At 43.1% G+C, this 21,757-nt stretch carries 17 protein-coding genes; 13 read left to right on the top strand and 4 right to left on the bottom strand.

All coding sequences use genetic code 11. The annotated features are described in order from the left end of the window. Positions 1-4 precede the first annotated feature (4 nt). From K2W90_06250 to K2W90_06225, 6 genes are all read left to right on the top strand, one after another. Positions 5-3,403, top strand: a complete 3,399-nt coding sequence (locus K2W90_06250) for a hypothetical protein (protein MBY0353937.1) — start codon at positions 5-7, stop codon at positions 3,401-3,403. A gap of 18 nt (positions 3,404-3,421) precedes the next feature. Continuing rightward, a complete protein-coding gene (locus K2W90_06245) occupies positions 3,422-4,804 on the top strand; it encodes a hypothetical protein (GenBank protein MBY0353936.1) in 1,383 nt (460 codons plus the stop codon). A gap of 13 nt (positions 4,805-4,817) precedes the next feature. Then, positions 4,818-5,138 carry a hypothetical protein gene (locus K2W90_06240; GenBank protein MBY0353935.1) on the top strand — a complete coding sequence of 107 codons (321 nt, stop codon included), beginning with the start codon at positions 4,818-4,820 and terminating at the stop codon, positions 5,136-5,138. Beyond that, a complete protein-coding gene (locus tag K2W90_06235) occupies positions 5,125-5,508 on the top strand; it encodes a HEPN domain-containing protein (GenBank protein MBY0353934.1) in 384 nt (127 codons plus the stop codon). The genes K2W90_06240 and K2W90_06235 overlap by 14 nt, the downstream gene beginning before the upstream one ends. A gap of 83 nt (positions 5,509-5,591) precedes the next feature. After that, complete coding sequence (locus K2W90_06230) at positions 5,592-7,481, top strand: PBP1A family penicillin-binding protein (GenBank protein ID MBY0353933.1); 1,890 nt, start codon at positions 5,592-5,594, stop codon at positions 7,479-7,481. A gap of 119 nt (positions 7,482-7,600) precedes the next feature. Further along, a complete protein-coding gene (locus K2W90_06225) occupies positions 7,601-8,995 on the top strand; it encodes a hypothetical protein (GenBank protein ID MBY0353932.1) in 1,395 nt (464 codons plus the stop codon). A gap of 60 nt (positions 8,996-9,055) precedes the next feature. On the opposite strand, the gene alaS is transcribed toward K2W90_06225, so the two are convergent. Next, complete coding sequence (alaS, locus tag K2W90_06220; protein ID MBY0353931.1) at positions 9,056-11,668, bottom strand: alanine--tRNA ligase; 2,613 nt, start codon at positions 11,666-11,668, stop codon at positions 9,056-9,058. A gap of 193 nt (positions 11,669-11,861) precedes the next feature. Here alaS and K2W90_06215 point away from each other — a divergent pair, with 193 nt between their 5' ends. From K2W90_06215 to K2W90_06185, 7 genes are all read left to right on the top strand, one after another. Further along, a complete protein-coding gene (locus tag K2W90_06215; protein ID MBY0353930.1) occupies positions 11,862-12,923 on the top strand; it encodes an ankyrin repeat domain-containing protein in 1,062 nt (353 codons plus the stop codon). A 191-nt stretch (positions 12,924-13,114) separates the two neighbouring features. Further along, positions 13,115-14,011: a hypothetical protein gene (locus K2W90_06210; GenBank protein ID MBY0353929.1), complete on the top strand. Its 897-nt coding sequence runs from the start codon at positions 13,115-13,117 to the stop codon at positions 14,009-14,011. 142 nt (positions 14,012-14,153) lie between these two features. After that, complete coding sequence (locus K2W90_06205) at positions 14,154-15,464, top strand: glycine--tRNA ligase (protein MBY0353928.1); 1,311 nt, start codon at positions 14,154-14,156, stop codon at positions 15,462-15,464. Positions 15,465-15,519: 55 nt separating this feature from the next. After that, the gene (locus tag K2W90_06200) at positions 15,520-16,107 is read left to right on the top strand and encodes a VTT domain-containing protein (GenBank protein ID MBY0353927.1); all 588 of its coding nucleotides are present in this window, start codon (positions 15,520-15,522) and stop codon (positions 16,105-16,107) included. Then, positions 16,104-17,306 (top strand): pyridoxal phosphate-dependent aminotransferase, encoded by a 1,203-nt coding sequence (locus K2W90_06195; GenBank protein ID MBY0353926.1) that lies wholly within the window; start codon positions 16,104-16,106, stop codon positions 17,304-17,306. The genes K2W90_06200 and K2W90_06195 overlap by 4 nt, the downstream gene beginning before the upstream one ends. Positions 17,307-17,331: 25 nt before the next feature. Next, on the top strand, positions 17,332-17,901 hold the full coding sequence (locus tag K2W90_06190; GenBank protein ID MBY0353925.1) for a fasciclin domain-containing protein: 570 nt from the start codon (positions 17,332-17,334) through the stop codon (positions 17,899-17,901). A gap of 111 nt (positions 17,902-18,012) precedes the next feature. Next, positions 18,013-19,029, top strand: coding sequence for a J domain-containing protein (locus K2W90_06185; GenBank protein ID MBY0353924.1), 1,017 nt, complete (start codon positions 18,013-18,015; stop codon positions 19,027-19,029). An 80-nt stretch (positions 19,030-19,109) separates the two neighbouring features. Here the strand turns inward: K2W90_06185 and K2W90_06180 are convergent, their stop codons facing one another. Genes K2W90_06180 through K2W90_06170 form a run of 3 tightly spaced genes read right to left on the bottom strand, consistent with a single transcriptional unit; the run spans position 19,110 to position 21,673 of the window. Next, the gene (locus K2W90_06180) at positions 19,110-19,859 is read right to left on the bottom strand and encodes an ATP-binding cassette domain-containing protein (protein ID MBY0353923.1); all 750 of its coding nucleotides are present in this window, start codon (positions 19,857-19,859) and stop codon (positions 19,110-19,112) included. Position 19,860: 1 nt separating this feature from the next. Beyond that, on the bottom strand, positions 19,861-20,700 hold the full coding sequence (locus K2W90_06175; GenBank protein ID MBY0353922.1) for a hypothetical protein: 840 nt from the start codon (positions 20,698-20,700) through the stop codon (positions 19,861-19,863). Beyond that, positions 20,693-21,673 (bottom strand): ABC transporter substrate-binding protein, encoded by a 981-nt coding sequence (locus K2W90_06170; GenBank protein ID MBY0353921.1) that lies wholly within the window; start codon positions 21,671-21,673, stop codon positions 20,693-20,695. The genes K2W90_06175 and K2W90_06170 overlap by 8 nt, the downstream gene beginning before the upstream one ends. Positions 21,674-21,757: the final 84 nt, after the last annotated feature.

Raw genomic sequence — 21,757 nt, 5'->3', positions numbered from 1 at the left:
GAGCATGATGAAGAAATTGTTTTTTGTACCAACGTTGTTTGCCTACTCTTTTGTAAGCGCTGTTATTAAAGATGTTCCCACCGTTTCAGACGTGCCGCTGACCAGTGTTTATTTTGATAAAACGGCGTATGCATTTGTTGATGACCAAGCCATGCTTTTTTTGGGTGCTGGTGCGCCGCTAACTGCTTCCAGTACGACTGCTGCACAAAATGAAACTAATTTTGCGCTGGCGCGCTTGGTAGAGCATGCTGACTCAACAGCAAAAATAGAGCCTTTAGCGCCAGTAATGGTAACGTTGAATAGCGTGAAAGATCAAGCAAACCCTTTGCTTGGAAAAAAAGTAAAACAGTTGGCGCTGTACAAAAAAGCCTATCCGGTTGTGGTACCAGAAACGCAAGAAGGTACGGCACCTGCTACAAGTAACCAATTTTTTGTAGTGACTGATGTTGTTCATGGCAGCAAAATGTTAGGTATAAAAGATAATGCAACGCTCAAAGACGCTGCTGGCAAAGATGTTGCTACGGTTTTGGCAGGTGTTGCCGGCGGGCAAGAGTATGTTTTTGCGGTGGTTCCTGATGCTACCGCTGCCAGTTTTGGTGCGGTCGCTGGCGTTAATCGTGGTGTTGCGGTAACAAAACAATTTTCAGAAAAGCAAGAAGCCGGAACGGTGTCATTTTTCAAACAACTTGATCCACTAAATTTTAATGCGACTGATGTTACGCCAGCTGCTTTTATTACGCTAACATCGGCAGAGGGTTTGGTTGCTCTGGCCGAAGGTGGCGGTGATACGTTCATTGACGCTGCGTTGGTTGGTGATGATGCTTCGGTCTGGTGGGACGACACGCTGGAGCGTTTGTACGTTGGTTTTTCTGACATGAGCCGCAATGACGATAACAAAGAAGGCGGCGTGATGGGCCTTGTGATGGGCCTGGTAGACACAACGGCAAATGGCGGCAAAGGCAGTGCGTTTACGTTGAATCCAATTGTTTTTGAACCAACCAAAGATCATTTTTATAAAAATTCGAATTTAGCGCATGATAACGACGCGGCAGCTTATAATGTTATTGCGCAGCGTGCGGCAGCAAATGCGATTCTGACCACAGCAGCAGACGTAAAAAAGGCGGTAACCCCGGTTGGTGTGGGTACAGGTACTTTTGTTGTGCGAGATACTGATGGTACAGCGCTGAACTATGCTGCATTGCCAGCTGCTTCTTTTTTAAAAAAATCGGTTGATGCAGTTGTTGCTGCTGCTCCTGTTGGTGGGACAGCAGCTGCTGCAAATCTTGCTATTAATAACAAAGTTACTCAAGAAGTAACCATCAATAGAACGGCGGCAAAGACCGCCGTAAAGCAAGAAAGCGTTAACACGCTTGATGTGCCACTTGGTTTTTATTTTGATGCTAAAACACCGCGAACCTCACCGCCTCCGCGCAACGTGCGCACGGCACAAAATAATAGCGATGACGAAATTACACTTTCAGTTGGTTCAATCAGAACCATGCACACCAGTGCCGGCAAGCCGTATTTAATTTTTAACGGCGTTGTGGGTAACGATCCTTTCGCTGTTGGTGGTTTTTTGTTTGGCGGCAGTATTCAAGACCGCGTGTACGCCATTCCGTTGATTGGCGATATTCTTAACGAACAGCCAGAAACAAAAGGCTCGGTAGCCAAAGTTAATGCGCAGGGCGTGACTGACTACACAAACAATATGTACAATGTGCCAACCAAGATTGCCGAAATGCCGCTCAAAGCGCACCCTGCAGTTACCGTTGGCGGGAAAGAACCAGTGCCGGGCGCTTTTATTGAAGATATTTTTGTGCAGGGCGAGTCGGTGTTTATGGCCATGGCCGGCTTTAATAATAAAAGCATTGGCATGTTTCAGTCGACTGCCATTTTGAACGAGCTTGGTTTTATTGTTGACTGGACACCAGCAAAGCGCGTGATGGGTTCGGTTCAAAAAGCGTATGGCGCGGGGTTGGACACAACCACCGGACAATTTTACTTTTTAGGCACGCACAACGACAACGACCCAACCATGGCAATGATTCCCAACACCGGCCAAATAACCACCTGGGGCAAGGGCGATGTTGCGCTGCACGGCGGTAGCGAGGCTGGTTTGCTCAGCACCATTTTGGGTGAAAATTTTTCTTCAGGCAGCGGTGGCGTGCATCAACTTTTTAATTTTGACGAAAATACACCAAGTTTTTATCGCGGTCGCTTTTCAATGATGGTTGCAATTGGTTCGCGCGAGATTGGGCTGATTGAAACAGGTTCTTTTGTTGATGGTCAGTTTGCGCCAACGGCTGCTTTTGCAAAAAATACGAATGTTGATGTGGTGAGCGACCAGCTTTTAAGTGCGATCTCTCCGCTCAGTTGTGCTGCCATAACGCAGCAGTTTAATCGCATGGCCTCACCAAACGCTGACCGACCTGACGCAGATCCTGCCACGGGCCAATCATTGCTATTTGTTGGTGGCTATCGTGGCGTGGTGCGCGCAGTTGTAACTGATCCCGCAAACGAAGGTGCGGGTTTGCTTGATGTTTCTGCTGGTGTTTGGGATCAAACAAATCTTACTGATATCAAAGGGCCGGTGATACGCGTTGCTACGTTGCCTGACCAAATTTATGATGATGCTGGTACGCGCAGAGTACGCAATGGCGCGTTGTACGTGCTGACTAACACAACGCTGTATCGCAGAAATCTTGATGGCACACCAAACGGCAGCTTACCAATTACGCGTGCGGCAGATTTAGTGGTGGCGCGTGATCGTAATAATCGCGATATTATTTTTGTTGCAACGTCACTGGGTCTTTTTCAGTCGATTAATCTTGGACCATTGCAGGCAGTTGCTGGCGCGGGTAACCAAGAAATTCAATTGCAGTATCTTTCTGGCAACCGCAACGGCGTGCCAAGCGTGCCGGGTAATTTATATGTTATTGCGCGTGGCCAGCGGGTGTTAGATCCGTTGGTTGTTGAGCAAAATGAAAAAGACGAAATAGTGCCGCCAACTGATATCGTAACGCAGATCTATCGCTTTGCGGTGCTTGAAGATGCAACGGTTGCTGGTGGTATTAAAGTGGGCATGATCGACAAGCGCGGTGCTAATGTAACCAAGCAAGTTAGTGGGCCACTGGTGCAGTACGACGACTTGCGTAGTAACTTTGCAACTGATGGTGCGCTGCTGTTTAATACCAATCCAAAAGATTTAGTAGCTACCGACTTTGTGCGTGTTACGTCAGTTTCTGCTACTACAACACAAGACAGCGTTGCCAACGACACTTCGATTACTGATGCACTTGATCTTGATATTGAGAAAAATTTTAACGTTGGCATTATAGTTCGTGATAGTGCTTCTGGCGCCTGGGTTGTGCCGGGTGATTGGGGAGTGCGCGTTAACGAATAATAACCAGCGAGTGACACAATGATTAAACAAATAGTGCGTACTGCATTGATCGCATTTTGCTTTGTTTCTCAAGGACTTGTCTATTCTTTTTCTGTCAAAATGGATCGTGTGCTGCTTGGCAGCAGAGATCGCTTTTCAAATATTTCTTGTGCTGCATTTTCGCCTGTCAATAATCTTTTTGTTGTGGGAATGCGGGAAAGTGCGACACTGCGCTTTTTTGATGCGCAAACTGGCAAGCCATGCAGGTCTTTGGTGCCGGAGCTACCACCTGGTTGTGGTGTTTATAAAATCAAATTTTCGCCAAATGGTCGTTATCTTGCCTGTATTCATGATCGAGCTCGTTTTGTGAGCCCCGAAGATGCTGAGCTGGAAGAGGCTATGGAAGATTTGAGTTTGGAATTTTCTTCATCTTCGTTCAAATATTCACTGACTATCTATAAGTTTGATGATGATTCTCAAGCGTACCAAATTTCCCATCATTTTGATTACAACGATGATGTTGCGTCGTGTATTGATTTTTCAGCCGATAGCAAAATTATTGGGTTGGCTTATCCAAATTCTTCAGTTTTTTTATGGGATATGCAGGCATTTGAGGGCAAAGAAAGCAAATGTTTGAATGCTCCTCAATTTACTAATTTAGTGCACGAAGGCAGAGCTCTTTTTATTTGCCGTGATAGCGGCTTGCGTCATTTTTCGTTTCAAAAGTCGTTGTCTGGCGTTTCTTTTGTTACCGCGTGTTGTGCTTCAGAAGAGTATGCGTGTGTGCGATCTTTTGAATGGGAAATTGGACAGCCTCGCAGTAGTTCTCTCAAAGAAAAATTTGTAGGATTGGTTCCTTGTCTTTCAAGTGATCGAGTACCGTGTATTTTGTCAACAAGGTATGATCGGCTTTTGTATGGTTTGCTTCATGGTTCAGTAAGTTTGGTAAAACTTGCCGGGTTGGAAACTTATACCATTGATCGGCTTCAAAATCATCAAAGCCTAATATTTTTTATGGATTTTTTTAGCGAGCCAAATTTGATAATTGCTGCTTGTTATGATTCTGAAAAGGCACGTAGTTCGTATCTTTCTATTGCTTCGAGTGAAATTCCAAATAAATCGGTGACTGTTCATTTGCCAGAGGGAATGGTTCTTAGTGGAAATATTTGTTGGAATTTTGTAGATCATGTAATGTGTAAGACGCTGACTTTTTTAGCACTTTTTGAAGGTAACTATGAATTGGTAACGCTTACTTTTTTACCAACAGGTCTTTTGCGTGGTCTGCAGCAGCGTGAAATGACGGGGCGCTATAGGCCGCAGCACAACCTTGTTCCATTTGATTATTATCTTTCTTTCGACGGTCGTGTGGAAACTGTGATGCGTGAATCGGGTGGGTCAAGTTCCAGTTCGCAATCAACATAAAAAAAGGATACTTATGATTTTACAAGAAACAGTGCAAGAGGCAACTCAACGCCTTGTCAAGGCCTATGATCCGCTAGAAATTTACCTTTATGGCAAATATGCTTGGGGAACTCCTGATGAGGATGATGACCTTAATTTTTTGATTGTGATTCAGTCATCTGATAAAAAGGTTTATCAAAGAGGCGATAAAGCCTTTGATGCTTTGTTGAGTTTAGGTATACCAACAAATGTTGTTGTTTTTACAAAACAAGAATTTGATACATTCTGTCAGGATGCAACTTCATTGACGTATGAAGTAAAAAATAGAGGGAAGCAAGTATATGCCAGGAGTTAAAGATTGGCTTAGAAAGGCATCGAACGATTTAAAAGCTTCTAAAAAATTGTCTGATGATGACGAAACGTTTGATTGTTCAGTCTATCATACTCATCAATGTGCAGAAAAAGCTTTGAAAGCTTTTATTGTTCTCGCTCAACTTCCTATTCCCAAAACGCACGATCTTGGATTGCTTTTGGTGCGTTGCGTAGCTCTTGATTCAGATCTTATGTTTCTCAATGAAGAAAGTAAAAATTTGAATTCTTATGGTCAAGATTCACGATATCCAAATGATTATTTTTATGTTGATAGAAAAAGTGCTGAAGAAGCTATAATAATGGCGGAAAAAGTATTAACAACAGTGAAGAGGAAAATTTGCAGAACTAGCTGAAGCTAGTTACTTCCAGTTCGCAATCATTATAAAAAAAGGTATTATGCCAGTTACAGTATGGCCTTTTTTTACGGATGATGTGCATGGTTTTACGCGTATTTTTTGCAACTGGCTTTTTAAGCTTTTGTTTATTTTTGGGTGCTGGTTTTTTCTTTCTTGAAAATCATTGGGTTGATTGTTCGTTGCTTGAGCAGGAGGCAAAGGCGTGCCCTTCGGTTGTTTTGGACGATCAAGGCAATGAGCTGGCACGCTTTGAGCTTGACCGGCGCGAGCTGATTTCTTACCCACAAATTCCTGATGTTGTTGTAAAAGCGTTTGTAGCAGCTGAAGACCATCAATTTTTTAACCATGTTGGTTTTTCAATAAAAGGTATTATTCGCTCTGCACTGGTAAATTTATACAATGGCCGTGTGGTGCAGGGTGCTAGCACCATAACTCAGCAGGTAGCACGCTTGTTGTATCTTTCGCACGAGCGCACGTGGTGGCGCAAAATCAAAGAACTGTTTGTAGCGCTGCAGCTTGAGCGGCAGCTGAGCAAAGAACAAATTTTAGAACTTTATTTAAACAATATGTATTTTGGACGTGGCATTTATGGCGTACAAGCTGCATGCAAACGTTTTTGGAACAAATCGGTTGACCAGGTGGTGCTGCACGAGGCGGCAATGTTGGCAGCCGTTGCAAAGTCGGCACGTTTTTATTCGCCGCTCAACGCACCGCTGACTGCGCGCAGGCGCCGCAATGTGGTGCTGCGCAGCATGTGCACGCTGGGCTTTATTGGCAAGCACGAGTTTGAAGAAGCCCGTGAAACGCCGTTGGAAATTGAAGATTACATTCCGGGAAACCCAATCCGTTTGTATATTCAAGAGTGGGTGCGGGCGTGGGCTGAAAATAAATGGGGCAAAGACGCGCTGTATTCAAAAGGCTTGCGCATAAAAACGACTATCAACGTTGCCATGCAGCAGGCGGCAGAAGATGCCTTTGCGCCAAAAATAAAAAAAATGCGCGAAGAAATGGGCGAAGTTTTAAATGGCGGCATGGTGTGTGTGCATGCTTCAACTGGTGCAATTAAAGCATTTGTTGGTGGGTATGATTTTAAAAAATCACAATTCAATCGTGCTTTTCAAGCGTATCGGCAAACGGGTTCTTCGTTTAAACCAATTTTATATTCTTTGGCCATGACATCCGGATTTGAAATGGACAATGTGTTTATTGACGAGCCAATTGAGCTTGTTTCAGATCAGGGAAAAATTTGGAAGCCGCGCAATTGGAACCGTAAATTTGAAGGTTCTATGACGCTGGTGCGCGCACTTGCTTTTTCGAACAACATTATTGCGGTTAAATTGTTGATGCAAATTGGCGCGCCAAAAATTGCGGCCTGGGCGCGGCACTTTGGTATTGTGCGTGATTTAACGCCGTATCCATCGTTGGCTCTTGGTACTGCGCATGCATCGGTTGAAGAAAACGTTGCAGCATTTAATGTTTTTGCCAACAATGGGGTGTACGTTAAGCCTCATCTGGTTGAGTGGGTTAAAGATGAGTGGGGCCGTAAAATGTGGGAGCATGAGCCGGTAGAGCAACGTGTTCTTGATACCAAAACTAATTCAAAAATGGTTAAAGCATTAACATACCGTCTAATTTTTTCTAAACCGGTGTACGAAAAAAAAGGATGGTTACAAAGTGAAGCGATTGGAAAAACCGGTTCAACTAACGAAGCCATGACAACGTGGTTTGTTGGTTCAACGCCAGAATATACTACCGCCATTTATGTTGGCCGTGATGACAATAAGCCCATGGGCAAGTATGTTTACGCCAGCTCAACTGCTTTTCCAATTTGGCTTAATTTTTGTAAACAATTGCCGTGCACCAAGAAAAATTTTTATTATGATCCGGATCTCAAACCGGTTAGTATCAATTGGCTTACGGGCCGCCAAACAACTCAAAGCGATCCGGCAATGGTAACTATTTTGCAGTAAAAGTAAGTGCTTAACATTTGTGTTTGTATCAATGCACAGCGTGTGCTATAATCTGGCCGCACGACAAATAACACTTTATAAATCTGGCTTTTTGGCATTTTTAACATCAAAGAACAATCATGAATGCAGTGCTTAAATTATTTAATCTTACGTTGGTTTTGTGTGCAGTGTGTTTTTTAGACCTAAAAAGTGCTGCAGTGCCTTTTGCCGATATTCAACAATCATTTTTTATGCAGAAGCAGTCGGTTGTTGATAAAGAAAAGCAAGAGCAATGGATTACCATTTTTGTGCACGGGACCTACGGCTCTGCGTTGAGTTTGGTAAGTTTTTTTCGGTTGTTAAATGACAATACCAAAAATTCTTTGTATCGCCGGCTTCAAAAACAATTACGTGCCAGTGAGGTGCTGTACTCGGGCCGCTTTATGGCGCAGCGCGGTTTGCGCGCTGTTGATTGCTCAATAAATCTTGAAGACAATAAATCGATTGTGGTGCCAATTGTGAGTGCGTATCGCGCTTTTGCCCAGCATGCAAATCCGGCACGGCACGAAACATTTTATACCTTTGGTTGGAATGGGCTTTTAAGCCAAGCAGAGCGGCGCCTGGAAGCGGTGCGGTTTTATAATGAACTGAGCAGTTTGTTAAAAAGCTATCAAGATCGTGATATTAATCCCAAAATTCGTCTCATTGCTCACAGCCATGGTGGTAATGTGTGTGCAAATTTAGCGGCAATTTATACCGTTTTACGTAACAAAAAAGCGAGTTCTCAGTACGAAGTGCTCAAAGAATGTGTTGAGTTGTTAGACAATTTGGACACGGTCAAGAAAGAAAAAAAGAACAAAAAATTGTACAAGCGGCCAACCAATAAAACCTTGCATGTTGATGAGTTAATCATTTATGGAACGCCAATTCAAGATGAGACTGAGCCGTTTTTCTTTTCACCATTTTTTGGCAAAGTTTTCAATTTTTATTCTGATAATGATACCATTCAAGCCGCAGATTTTGTTTCAACCAAAGGTCGCAGAAGCAGGCAACGCATTATGAAGCCTCGCTTAGAAAGCTTAAAAAATAAGATAATGCAGGCGCGCGTTATGGTTGAGCGTGATGTTCATGCCAAGCCGGTTTTTTCTACTAAAAACTTTAATATCTGGGCAGCTTTGCGTGGCGGTAGTCTTTTGACCGCGTATCCGTACGATCCAACGCATGCAGATTTTTGGTATGCAGAGTGGGAAAAGAAAGAAACGTTTTTTGATCCCTTGCCAATAGTTGTGTTTACGCCGTTGCTGCTTCAGGCTTTGTCTCAGTGCGAGCATGGTCATGATGTTGCACTTAATATTTCTAGCACCACTGACCAGGCTTTGTTTTCATGCTTTGATTGCGCGCACAAGAAACGAGCATCTTCTTATTCGTTTTCATTAAATGCTCTCAAAAAAATTCGTGACCATTTTAAAGCGTCAAAGAGTGACTGGGCAGAGCTGCGCTTTCAGTTGCAGTTGGCTTTTGAAAAAGTTAGATAAAAAGGTACAAAAAAAGAGCCTGTGTTTTTTAACACAGGCTCTTTTTTTAACGTTAAATAGTTATTGTCTTTCTAGCCAGTTGACCAGCTCTTGCTTCAACACTTTTGGAATCTCAGAACCGCCACCTTGCAAGAAGCTGTCGCTACCGCCACCTTTAAGATTAAACGTTGTTTGCAAGAATTGTGCAAATTGTTTGAGGTCAATTTTATGTGGGCATTCTTTACTTACATAACCAAAGAAGGTAAAGCGACCGGTAGCTTTTGAAACTAAGAAGTAAAAGCCTGGTTTATCTTTGCTTAAGTCTGTGCAAATTTGCTTCATATCATCAGCTGAGGCATCGTCCAACTCAAGATACAAAAATTGTACCTTGCCAGCTTGTTCAATATCGTTGTGCCATGCTGGTATAAATGCTTTGTACAATTGTTTTTTAAGCTGCTTAACCTGCGTTTGTGTTGCCTGCAAGGTAGCTTGTTGTTTTTGTACTGCATCAAGAACATCTTCTTGTTTAACTTTAAACAGCTCGCTGAGTTGCTTAACACTGTCGAAGGTTTGTTGAAACATCTCAACAGCGCCGGGGCCGGTAATTGCCACAATGCGGCGTGTGCCAGTTGCTAGTGCGGTATCGCTGACTATTTTAAAGCAGCCAATAATGCCGGTAGAGCTTGCGTGTGTGCCACCGCACAACTCGGCTGAAAAGCCGGGGATTTCAACAATACGTACTTTTTCTGGGTTATATTTTTCACCAAAGAACGAGATGACGCCTCTGCTTTGTGCGTCTTTGAGCGACGTCCACATGATGTTTGTTTTAATATCGGCTTGAATCTTTTGGTTGATCAAGTCTTCAACTTGTTTAATTTCTTGCTTGGTCATTGCTTGGTGGTGTGCATAGTCAAAGCGTAAGTGCTTGTCGTTAACCACCGAGCCTGCTTGTTTAACGTGGCCGCCCAAAATTTGTTGCAATGCTGCTTGTAACATGTGTGTTGCGGTGTGGTTTTTAACGGTTTTTTCGCGGATAGCTGCTTCAACTATTGAATGCGCTGTGTCGCCAACATTAATTGCTTGTGCAGGTTTACCGTCAACGGTGGTTGTGGGAATTTTGACCAAAATGGCGGGGTTAAACGTTTCGCCAGATTTTTTTAAATCAACAACAGTAAACGTTTGGTTGTTGATGGTAATGCGACCGTGGTCGTTTACTTGGCCGCCGCATTCAACATAAAATGGCGATTCTTTGGTGCTGAGCCAGATATGATCGTCGGTAGCACTCACAAATTGAATAGGGCTTTCATTTTCAAGAACTTCATAACCAACAAACTTGGTTGGCATGTTATCAAGAGAAACTTCTTCAGCTCCGCCTGCTTTCATCTTTTTACCTGAAAGTTCTTTTTGTTTAGCCATTTCTTGTTCAAAGCCTTCAAAGTCAACCGTAAAGCCATCTTCTTGGCCCATGAGCATGGTGAGCTCGGGCGGGAAGCCGTACGTGTCGTACAACTTAAACGTTTGATCGCCAGAAATAACACTGACGCCTTGTTGTTTGTTAACTTCAATATATTTTTGCAAAATACCTTGGCCATTAATTAAGTTTTGGGCAAAGCGTTCTATTTCGCTGTCCAAGACTGAGCATATCAGCTTTTTGTTTACTTCAAGTTCTGGATAAATATCTTTCATGGTCGCAATAAAATCTAACGCCAAGTTTGAAAACAAATTTTTGTCGTCAGAAATTTTTTGTGCAAACAGAGCAGCGCGACGAATAATTTTGCGCAAAACATAACCGCGGCCATCGTTTGAAGGTGCGCAGCCGTCTGCAATTAAGAGCGAAGATGAGCGGATATGGTCGGCAATTACATGAAAGTTTGCGCGCATTTTTTCGTCAGCTTGTTGGTATGAAACGCCGGTGCGTTTTTCAATACTTGCGGTCAAAAGTACAAACTGGTCGGTTTCAAAAACGCTGTTAACGCCTTGCGCTACCATGCACAGCCGTTCAAGGCCCATGCCCGTGTCTACACCAGTTTGCGCCAACTCTTTTAAGCTGCCGTCCTCTTGGCGATTGTATTGCATGAATACGTTGTTCCAGATTTCAATGAAGCGAGAACAGTCGCAACTTGGTCGGCAGGTTGCACTGCGGCAACCTTGGTCAGCTCCGCGATCTAAATAAATTTCGGTGCAGGGACCGCATGGACCGGTATCGCCCATCGCCCAGAAGTTGTCTTTCATGCCAAGTCTGACCAAATGGTCTTCAGGAATATTGAGAACTTTGTTCCAAATGTTGTACGATTCATCGTCCTTTTCATAAACAGAAACGTACAAATCTTTTTTTTGTAGGCCCATTTCGACTGTCAAAAATTCCCATGCAAATTGCATAGCTTCTTGTTTGAAGTAGTCGCCAAATGAAAAGTTACCCATCATTTCAAAAAAGGTCAGATGGCGTGTGGTAAAACCAACTTGGTCCAAATCGTTGTGTTTACCGCCTGCGCGTACGCACTTTTGAATGCTGGTGGCTCGTTTGTATGAGCGTTTTTCTTTACCCAAAAAGACATCTTTAAATTGGTTCATGCCCGCATTGGTAAAGAGCAGCGTTGGGTCTTCGGCTGGAATGAGTGATGAGCTGGCAACAACGGTATGGTTGTACTTTTGGAAAAAGTCGAAAAATTTTTTACGGATTTGCAGAGAATTCATAATAGCGCCTCATTCTTCTTAAAAACCAGGTCTTTAAATGCGAGATAAGGCCCATTCTATCACGATTTTTTGGGCGAGTAAATGTGAGGTGTTGGCCTGCAGGTTCTTGCTGTTGCCATTTGTAACAATTGTTGCTTATTGAATTTCAAAAAAAGTATAATCAAAATAATAATCGCATTCGGGGGGAATGAAGATGAAGAACAACGGAATACTTATTTATTGTGCGTTAGTGATGTTTATGGGCCTTGGTGCGTCGTTTTACTGCGCCCAAAGATTTCTTAATGGTGTGAGCAGCACTGAACAGTTGTGCTTGGCAGTAGCTGCTCCTTCAGCGCGGTGGTCTTTGCTCCAGCGATCTCTGTATCTTAAAAACAGTTCTATGCTCAAATTTTTGCTTAAAAAAGGTGTTGATGTTAACGAGCCAGATGCGCAAGGTCGCACTGCGTTGCATTATGCTGCCTCGCTTGGTTTTGTTGTGGGTGTTGAGTTGTTGTGTGCGCATGGAGCTACTGTGTGGTGCCAGGATAACAAGGGTTATACGCCGTTACATTGTGCCGTAGGCAAAGGGCGAGCTGCTTGGGTAGCCCAAGCGCAGTATGCAAAAATTGTTGATTGCTTAACTAAAAATGCATCGTGTGATTTGCAAGATTTTAAAGGTCGCACGCCGTTGCACTATGCTGCCATGCATGGACATGATCTTTTGGTTGCGCAGTTGTTGGCAAAAGATGTGCAGGTTGATTGCCAAGATAAGTTTGGTAGAACGCCCTTGCACTATGCCGCGGGGGCGGTAACGGGGTATCGTTCAGCTTCAAAAGATTATGATAACGTTGTTGATTTGTTGCTCAGGGCTGGTGCTCAACTAGAAAAAATAGATAACAGCGGTAAAGCGCCTTTGCATTATGCTGCTGCGTCGGGTGCTTCGTGTATTGTTTCTTTATTAACCAAGCAAGGAGCAGTTCTTGATTGTTGCGATCATGATGGTGCAACGCCGCTGCATTACGCTGCCGGAAAAGATACCTTGCGCTTTAAGCCTCGCCAATATTTTCCGCATGTGCGTTATCGGGCCCAAATGCGGGCTTATGGCCGGCAGTATGAACGTGCGTTGCGTGAACATAGCCTTATTATTGCTCATTTAGGCTCATTGGGCGCTTCTGGGCAGCTTTTGGACCAATATGGTAAAACGGCGCTTGATTATGCTCGCTCCAGCAGCCACGAAAGGCTCTTCTTTTTTCTGGAAAATTCAAATAGAAAATAGCTTGTCTTGGTTTGCAAAAACCTCTCTCTGGCGGCATTTTAATGCTCTTTTGACCCTCAAAAACAGGGCTTTTTAGGCCTTTTACACCAACGAATAAAAAGAGTATTCTTATCAGTATAAAGGGCTGAAAAGCCTTTTGTATTCGTAGTAATAGTATTATTTGTCTGTGCTCTTTTTATGGGGGGATTTCCATGAAGCACACAAAATTCTTTTCGGCTTTTGCCGTGGTAGCCATGCTTTCGCTTGGTTTGTCAGTTCAGGCAGCATCATATGTGCCACAAGTTGTTGAAGTTGATGGGGTTTCACGTCCGCATCCGGAACGTGCGCTTGATACTGACGGTGTTCTTGAACAGCTTGCTCTTCCAGCGTCAGTTGCTAAACCGATTGCCGTTGTTGCAGCAGTAGTTGTTACAACGTTAGGTTTGCATGGTGTATGGTGGGTTGGCAACGATGTTATCGATAAGTTTACTCGTTGGAAAAAAGTCTGCACAGATACTTCTGGTGCTGCTACAACGTGCAGTGATGCATTTGATCCTTTGAGATGGACTGGCGAGAAATTAACGAGTGCCAAAGAGTTGGCAGTGAATTATGGTCCATATACCCCAGGAATTATAGCACTGCCGATTTTTAGGTACATTGAAAAAGCTATTTATAAAAAAACAGTTCTTGGTTTGTATGAGCGTGCGAATGCTCTTTTTGCTGGCGTTGCTGATACCGTTGCTAGTGATAATCTTGCAGAGCGTAGCTTTGATAACGAAGCAACGGTGATGGCTCAAGTACAAGCAAAGTTTAGAACGGCACCTCAGCCACTAACCGAAGCTCATACTACTTTTGCTCGACAAGCTAAAGAATTGGAAGATGCGTTACTTATTATTAAGCAAGCGCTTAAAAAAGCGAGCAACGATGAAGAAGTTGCAGCTTGTGTTGATTTAAAGAGATCTATTGAGCTTCTTTACGTTGTTATGAACAGACGCATTGACGCAGTGATTGCTGCAACTAACGCTGAAGCTGAACGTGTAGAGCGTGCGCGTGCAGATGCACAAGCTCGTGCGGAAGCAGCTCGCAGAGCAGCAGGTTTGCGCGTTTAGTTTGACAGACTATTAGTGATTTAAAAAAAGCCGGGTGAAAGCCCGGCTTTTTTAATGCACTTGCCAGAAAATTGAAATAACGGTACCTTTGTTTATCTGAAAACAAAAATCAAAATCATCGATTTTAAGAAGGATATTTTCTATGTCGAGCGCGCCGGTTACCCTAGACAAAATCACCGCCTTGTGTAAACGAAGAGGGTTTGTGTTTCAAGCTGCTGAAATTTATTCTGGCTTGAACGGTGTGTATGATTTTGGTCCTTTAGGCGTTCAACTTAAACAGAATATCAAGGCTGCCTGGCTTAAAAACATGACAAGCTGGCCAGAAGAAGTACTGTTGCTTGATGGTTCCATTTTGGGGCCTGAATCTGTGTGGCAGGCATCGGGACATCTTGAAAATTTCAGCGACCCAATGGTTGACTGCTTGAACTGCAAAAAGCGCTTTCGGTCAGACGAAGAGGGCTTTGATATTGCGCGTCCTTGTCCTTCCTGTGGCGTTAAAAACTGGACTGACGTTCGACAATTCCAATTAATGTTCGAAACTAATCTTGGTGCGGTTGCGGCAAGCAAAGCTTATTTGCGCCCAGAAACTGCTCAAGCAATCTTTATCAATTTCAAAAATGTTTTTACCAGTAATCGCGTCAAAATACCTTTTGGTATTGCGCAAATTGGTAAAGCGTTTCGTAATGAAATTACCCCAAAACAATTTTTGTTCCGCATGCGTGAGTTTGAGCAAATGGAGATCGAATTTTTTTGCAAGGGTGAGCAAGCTGATGCGTTTTTTGAAACCTGGCTTGAGCGCCGTAAAGCTTTTTATGAGCAAATTGGCTTGAACAAAGACAAAATTCGTTTGCGTCCGCATGCAGCAGACGAACTCTCACATTATTCTAAATGTTGTACCGATGTTGAATACAACTTCCCATTCGGCTGGAAAGAGCTTGAAGGTATTGCAAACCGCACTGACTTTGACCTTTCGCGCCATTCACAATTTTCTGGCAAAGAGCTGGCGGTATTTGATGAAGAAACAAAAACATCATATGTTCCGCACGTTGTTGAGTGCTCAGTTGGTGTTGACCGTCTTTTCTTAACGTTGTTGTTTGACGCGTATCATGAAGATGAAGTTGACGGCGAAGTGCGTACTGTGTTACGCTTTCATCCCGCTGTGGCACCAGTTACGGCTGCAATTTTGCCGTTGACCAACAAATTAAAAGAGCAGACAAGCAAAATCTACCTTGATTTGAAAAAGAACGGCTATCGCGTACAGCTTGATGAATCAGGTTCTATTGGTAAGCGTTATCGCCGTCAAGACGAAATTGGAACGCCGGTTTGTTTTACTTTTGACTTTGATAGTCTTGAAGATGGTAAAGTTACCGCGCGTGATCGCGATACACTGCAACAAGAGCGTATAGCTATTGATAAGCTGCAAGAGTATCTTGATCAAAAATTAAAGGGATAGCGCTTCATAAAGCATGCTTGTCAGACATATTTGAAACAAAAGGAGAGTAGTAGTAATGAAGTGGATCAAACGAATTTATGATTGGATGGGTAGTAAAGTTGAACATCCTCATGCCAACTGGTGGTTGTTTGGTCTCTTTTTTATTGAATCTTCATTTTTCTTTATTCCTGTAGACCCATTACTCATTCTTTTTTGTGTGCATAATCGCAAGCGTTCATTTTTTTACGCAAGCGTTGCAACTGTTGCTTCGGTGCTGGGTGGCATGTTTGGTTATTTAATTGGCTCAACATTGTGGGATAGTATTGGTTTTAAATTAGTTTCGTGGATTATTTCTGAAGCAACATTTAATCATGTTGTTGCACAATATTCCTTGTATGAGTCATGGGCTGTATTTATAGCCGGCTTTACCCCCATTCCTTACAAAGCAGTGACAATTTCTGCTGGTTTTTGTAAATTACCGTTTATGCCCTTTGTGGGGTATTCTATTCTTGCGCGCGGGGCACGATTCTTTTTAGTTGCGGGTGCCATTCGTAAGTGGGGGGTAGCAATTAAGAGATTTATTGATGACTATTTTAATTACCTCGTGGTAGCATTCACCATTTTGCTCATTTTGAGCTGTAGCGTCTTTAAAGGAGCCATATGATTGAGTTAAGTATGCCTGAGTTGAAAAGAATTGAATCTGTTGTGCGCAATAATGAAGGATACTTGTCTTTTGCTCAAGGAGCCTTACGTTTGCGTGGTGGTATTGATGCATCTATAAAAGAATATGCTCAACAAATTTTGCAGACTGACAAAGCTGATTATTATCAAGATGCTTTGGGTATTTTGCCATTACGCAAAAAAATTGCGGAAATGTTGGCAAGTGAGTATCAAAGCCCAATTGGCATTGATAATGTGATGATTACTCATGGGGGTAGTGGTGCTTTGACGTGTTTAGCATTGACACTTTTAAGTGCTGGTGACGAAGTTATTTTACTTGAACCGTCCTATCCCGTTTATGAAAGCATTGTAAAATTTTCCAAAGCAGTGCCGGTATTTGTGCCTGCGTTTGAAATGAAAAAGATTCAAGGTGAGCAGCAATGGGTGCTTGATGTGAGCGTTATTGAACAGGCCATTACACCACACACCAAAATGTTGATACTTTCAAACCCATCAAATCCCTGTGGTACGGTGTTGTCTCGTGAAGAGCTTGAGCAGTTGAGAAGAATTGCCGAGCTTCATAATATTTATTTAGTTGTTGACGAAGTGTACGATGACTTTATTTTTGAAGGACAATTTTATTCAAGCACACCGCTTATTCCACAGTCTGATCGTGTTTTGCGTGTTGGTTCTTTTTCAAAAAGTCTTGGTATGAGTGGTTGGCGTGTTGGTTTTCTTGTAGCGCCATTTCGTTTAATTAAGTCAATTTCTGTGATGCAAGGTTGTGCATTCAATTGTCCCAGTGTTATTGGGCAATATGCCGCGCTTTATGGCCTTGAGCACAAAAATGATATTATTCCACGCTCATTTGATCAGGTAAAAAAAAGTCGCGATCTTGCCTGTGCTTTTTTTGATTTACTGCAAGAGCAAGGCATTGTGAGTTACGTTAAGCCAACGGCGGGTTTTTACTTATTTTTCAAAACCCAACAAGAAGATAGTTTTGAGTTGGTAATGAACATTTTGCAAGAAGCAAAAATTGCTATGGCGCCAGGTTGTGACTTTGGGCAAACGGCAAAACCGTTTGTACGGTTTTGTTACGCGCGCGATCCTGAAGTAGTAGTTGAGGGTATTAAGCGTTTGCAAGATTATTTTATACGAAAAAATATTTCTCAAAGTGTTCAAATGATGAGTAATTCTTTGTAAGAACTCAAAAAAAAGGATGAGTACTATGAAGCAATATTTATTTCTGATGCTCTTGATTTTCGCTCATTTGCAAGCAGCCCCCCGCGATCCGCGTGATATCAATCCTCTTTTTGAAAAGCCAATACCAAATCGTGAGTCAACGATTATGGGTTTTGTTGAGCGTCCTGGTACATTTAAGCAAATGTATGCTCTTTTGGATGAGTTAAAGCTTGATATCAAATTGGGGAAAAATAATTTAATTGGTGGAAACGATGGTAAATATACGTTGTTTTTGCCAACTGACGATGCCTTAATTCGCTTTGGTATGCTTGGTTTGCTTAGGACCGATGATGCAGTCAAAAAAAATCTCCTTGAAAAATTTGTTGAGTATCATATTGTTCCAGACAATGTTTCTCGACGAGCGTTGAAAGAAGGGCCTCGTCGTTATTTAAATACGCTGACGAAAAAAAATCTTTTGCTCAAAGACATTCCCAAGCCGCTTTACTCTGTTGAATTAGTTAACGGCAGAGTCTATGTTATTGATGAGGTTTTAATTAATCCCGAACTTAAAGAATATTTACGAGTTCCTGCGGTTGCAAGTCAAGCAGGTAGATAGTTGATTGCGGTTCTTGATATTTGAGAGGCATTTGACCAAAAAGTCTTTTTTGCTACACTCTTCGATACGTTTTTGTTGTAGATAAAGGCTTTTTTTAGAAAGTAGCATCCTATGAATGTCTCCAAAAGATTGAGCTTAACTGTTGTTTTGCTTAGTACTCTTGTTGCTGGTACTATGCATGCAGCAGGTCGCCCTCGCGAAAAAATTAAACCCTTAACATCTGTTCAACAAGCTCAAGTGGCAGCATTGTTGTTGCGCTTTCCTTTTGCTGTGGCAGCTCTTTATCATGTACAAAGTGATCCAAAGCTAGCGCAAAAAAATAGAGCAATTGCCAGTGCGCTTGGCTTGGTGAATGGCGCTTTTGATTTGTATAGCAACAGAAAGAATGAGCGTTGTCTTTATACCTATCCTTGGGCGGCGTATGATGCTTATACCTTGGTCGATTGGCTGTATTCATTAATAAAAGACAATCAAGAAAAGCACGAAGAACAAGCCGAAATACTTGCCCATGATATTGGAGCTATTATTGACCAAGAAGATATCAAGAGTACTAGTAAAATTGCTTACTTAACTACTGTTGTAGAATTCATATGTAGTTTGACAGTGATTGGTGGTGAGCATGACAAAGCAGAAGATCGATTGTTACGTGAATGGTTTAGAGGGGTTTCTTCTCTTTCTCGTTGTGGTACTGAGTTTTTTGTTGCTGATAAAAAATCGATTAAGCCTATTTTATTTGCTTTGGCTGCTGTAGTAAATTTTTATTCTGTTGGTAATGATTTTACTAAGTTTGCAGTAGCCGCTGATCAAGCTTTTAAAAAAAATTCTCGGAAGAGGTATTGGGATTATGACGATGATTATAACTATGATTATGATCGTGGTTATGGTCGCCATGGTGGTTTTGACTTTCCAAAGCCTTACACCCAAGAAGAGCGTCTTCAAGACCTTGAGGCATTAGGTTTGGCTGCAGGTGCGACTGAGGCACAAATTAAAAAGGCATATCGAGTGCGGGCATTGAAGCTTCATCCCGACAGAAATAAAGCGCCGGAGGCTGCAGAGCAGTTTAAAGAAATGAAAGCTGCGTATGATCGACTTGTACCGCCAGTAAAACAAGAACAAAGATACGAATAAATAAAGATATAATTTAAGCAAGAAGGGGCTGCATAAAAATATGCAGCCCCTTCTTGCTTAAATTATTTACCAATAAATTGTTATGCGATTATTTTTGCATAATCAATACTGCCAATCAAATCGTGCGGGTTGAGATTCTTTTTTGTTTCCTGATCAAATACGGTAACCGTTCCGTTTTTAACCAACCACAACTTATTACCCAGCGTTAACGCAATCTGTGGGTCGTGTGTAATGAGCAACGCGGTCATGTTGTGCTGATGCATAAAACGATGAGCACATGACAACAAGGTGGTTGCACTTTGTGGGTCCAGTGCTGCGGTTGGCTCGTCCAAAAGCAGCAGGCGTGGCTGTGTGAGTGTTGCCATGATAAATGCAATCAGTTGGCGTTGCCCGCCAGAAAGTGATTTCATGAGCGTTTGCAATAGTGGTTTCAGATCAACGCCGTAATTTTTGTGAATGGTATCAATAACTTCTGGCGTTACTATGTTAAGCGCACCTGCCAACGTTGCTGATGCTTTTGCAAAAAGTGCCAGCGCAAGATTTTGTGCCACTGTCATGGTGCCAACGGTATTATGTTCAGGGTTTTGCAAAAGTCGGCCCATCCAGCGTGCTCGTGTTTTTTCATCGGTTGTTGTAATGTTTGCGTTATCAAGTGTGATGGTGCCGTCAGTCGGTGCTTGTGCGCCGGCGATTAGATCGAACAAGGTTGTTTTACCAGACCCGTTGGTGCCCACAATCACAATAAAATCACCGCGTTCAATAGTTGCATGTACGTTTGTCAGCACTGTTTTTGTGCCGTGTTTTTTACTGATATTTTTTAGTGTGATCATGCTAGTTCCTTTCTGCCATCATTTTTTTTCCCGTCAACAATGTGACAATAAACAGTGCGGTAATCAGTTTGTTCCAGTTTGGGTTGAGCTGCAGTTCAAAGGTGAGTGCAATAACCAGCTGGTACATAATTGCGCCGGCTATCAGTGCTGCGTTAACGCGCGTGCTCAGCATGTCGGCCAGCATGAGCCCTGCCAGTGTGACAATAATAGTGCCTACGCTGGACCAAATTGAGAAAAAGCCAACGTATTGCACCAACAGCGAGCCAGCAAGGCCGGTCAGCATGTTAGCAAGTACCAGGCCTATAGTGAGAAAGAGAGAAGGGCTTTTAGCAAAAGCTTGCACCACGCGTGGGTTGTGTCCCGTTGCCTGCAATAAAAAACCAACTTGCGTTGTCAAAAGCCATCTGATGATTAGCACGCAACACAGTGCGAAAAGTGTTAAAAACAACAGCTTGTAGTCAGTAATAAATGCGCACCGTTTAAAAATAGTTTGGTGTGCTGCAAGTGAAATATTGGCTCCCGCCAACAAAAGGTTGACTGAAAATAGTGCGGTGGTAACAATAATGCCGCTCATCAAAACTTGCAGGCGCAGTTGTGTGTGCAGCAGCGCAGTCATAAGACCGGCAACACCGGCTGCCAACATTGCCAACGGTATAGCAATCAGTGGGCTTGCGCCGTTGCTCAAGAGTAGGGCGGTCAGTGCGCCGCCAAGCCCAAAGCTTCCTTCAAGCGTCATGTCGTCAACTTTCAGCACGCGCGAACTTAAAAACATGCCGAGCACGGGCAGTGAAAAAATAAGACCGCATTCAATGCTGGTTATTAATAACGTTAGTTCATTCATCGCACACCTCGATAATTTGGGCATTGTTGCTCAGCTCTTGTGGGATTGTTATGGCGCACGCTTGAGCAGTATTTTTGTTAATAAAAATTGTCTTACACGCTGGTGTAATGGCAGAGGTTTGTGATGGCTTTTGATGCTCAACCAAAATTTTGTGTGCAAGGTCGCCTGCCGTTATACCGCTGGTGTGGTAGTCAACGCCGCGCGCAGCAAGTGCTCCTCGTTTTACGAGCAAGTTGTCGCTGACAAACAAGGGGATTTTTTTGGTTCGTGCCATTTGCGCAATAAAGTCGATAGTGCTTGCAACCGTGTTGTCGATTGGCGCAAGCAGAACGTCTGCTTTGCTGCATGCCGAGGCCGTGGCGGCAGGAATTTCTGATTCGTTGGTAACGCAGCACATGATTGGCGTAAGCCCCAGCTTGGCTAATTCGTGTTCCATTTTTGCAACCATGCTGGTGGCATTAATCTCGCCCTTGTTAAAAATGAGTGCCACTTTTTGTGCCCCCGGTGCTAGTTGATGCACGAGTGCACATTGTTGTGCAACGTCAATGCTGTCGGTCACGCCGCAGATATTTTTCTGCTCAGTACCACACAGTCCTGCTGCGTGCGGGTCTGTTACTGCGGCAAAGATCACTGGCAGTTGTGTGTTGATGGCAGCCATTGCTTGTGCAGCCGGCGTTGCAATTGCCAGCACCAAATTAATCGCGTTGTTCTGGTTAAAACTTTGCGCAATCAAATGTGCGGTACTGGTGGAGCCTTGCGCATTTTGTTCAACAAATGCTACATCGCCAAGAGTCTTGAGCGCTTGTTGTTTAAAGCCTTCGCGAACAGCATCAAGGGCTGGATGCGAGGCAGTTTGTATAATGCCAATGGTAAAGTGATGTTTGGTTTTGTGCCGCATGCTTTTGAGCGCAATTACGAGAGCGCACAGCGCCAGCGTTCCAGTAATTACAACGGTCATTTTGCGAATATTCATGATAGGTCCTTTGGTAAAAATAATAAAAAGACGGCAAAAAAATCCCCAGCTTTTTGGGCTGGGGATTACGTAGTCAAATTTACG

Source organism: Candidatus Babeliales bacterium, assembly GCA_019749895.1.
GTDB lineage: Bacteria > Babelota > Babeliae > Babelales > RVW-14 > AaIE-18.
Note: the sequence above shows the minus strand (reverse complement) of the source record. Positions and strands in the feature narration are given on the sequence as shown.

Excerpts from the sequence above, each read along its gene's own strand:
- K2W90_06250 (MBY0353937.1), top strand. The coding sequence starts at position 5 with ATGATGAAGAAATTGTTTTTTGTACCAACGTTGTTTGCCTACTCTTTT.
- K2W90_06245 (MBY0353936.1), top strand. The coding sequence starts at position 3,422 with ATGATTAAACAAATAGTGCGTACTGCATTGATCGCATTTTGCTTTGTT.
- K2W90_06240 (MBY0353935.1), top strand. The coding sequence starts at position 4,818 with ATGATTTTACAAGAAACAGTGCAAGAGGCAACTCAACGCCTTGTCAAG.
- K2W90_06235 (MBY0353934.1), top strand. The coding sequence starts at position 5,125 with ATGCCAGGAGTTAAAGATTGGCTTAGAAAGGCATCGAACGATTTAAAA.
- K2W90_06230 (MBY0353933.1), top strand. The coding sequence starts at position 5,592 with ATGGTTTTACGCGTATTTTTTGCAACTGGCTTTTTAAGCTTTTGTTTA.
- K2W90_06225 (MBY0353932.1), top strand. The coding sequence starts at position 7,601 with ATGAATGCAGTGCTTAAATTATTTAATCTTACGTTGGTTTTGTGTGCA.
- alaS (MBY0353931.1), bottom strand. The coding sequence starts at position 11,668 with ATGAATTCTCTGCAAATCCGTAAAAAATTTTTCGACTTTTTCCAAAAG.
- K2W90_06215 (MBY0353930.1), top strand. The coding sequence starts at position 11,862 with ATGAAGAACAACGGAATACTTATTTATTGTGCGTTAGTGATGTTTATG.
- K2W90_06210 (MBY0353929.1), top strand. The coding sequence starts at position 13,115 with ATGAAGCACACAAAATTCTTTTCGGCTTTTGCCGTGGTAGCCATGCTT.
- K2W90_06205 (MBY0353928.1), top strand. The coding sequence starts at position 14,154 with ATGTCGAGCGCGCCGGTTACCCTAGACAAAATCACCGCCTTGTGTAAA.
- K2W90_06200 (MBY0353927.1), top strand. The coding sequence starts at position 15,520 with ATGAAGTGGATCAAACGAATTTATGATTGGATGGGTAGTAAAGTTGAA.
- K2W90_06195 (MBY0353926.1), top strand. The coding sequence starts at position 16,104 with ATGATTGAGTTAAGTATGCCTGAGTTGAAAAGAATTGAATCTGTTGTG.
- K2W90_06190 (MBY0353925.1), top strand. The coding sequence starts at position 17,332 with ATGAAGCAATATTTATTTCTGATGCTCTTGATTTTCGCTCATTTGCAA.
- K2W90_06185 (MBY0353924.1), top strand. The coding sequence starts at position 18,013 with ATGAATGTCTCCAAAAGATTGAGCTTAACTGTTGTTTTGCTTAGTACT.
- K2W90_06180 (MBY0353923.1), bottom strand. The coding sequence starts at position 19,859 with ATGATCACACTAAAAAATATCAGTAAAAAACACGGCACAAAAACAGTG.
- K2W90_06175 (MBY0353922.1), bottom strand. The coding sequence starts at position 20,700 with ATGAATGAACTAACGTTATTAATAACCAGCATTGAATGCGGTCTTATT.
- K2W90_06170 (MBY0353921.1), bottom strand. The coding sequence starts at position 21,673 with ATGAATATTCGCAAAATGACCGTTGTAATTACTGGAACGCTGGCGCTG.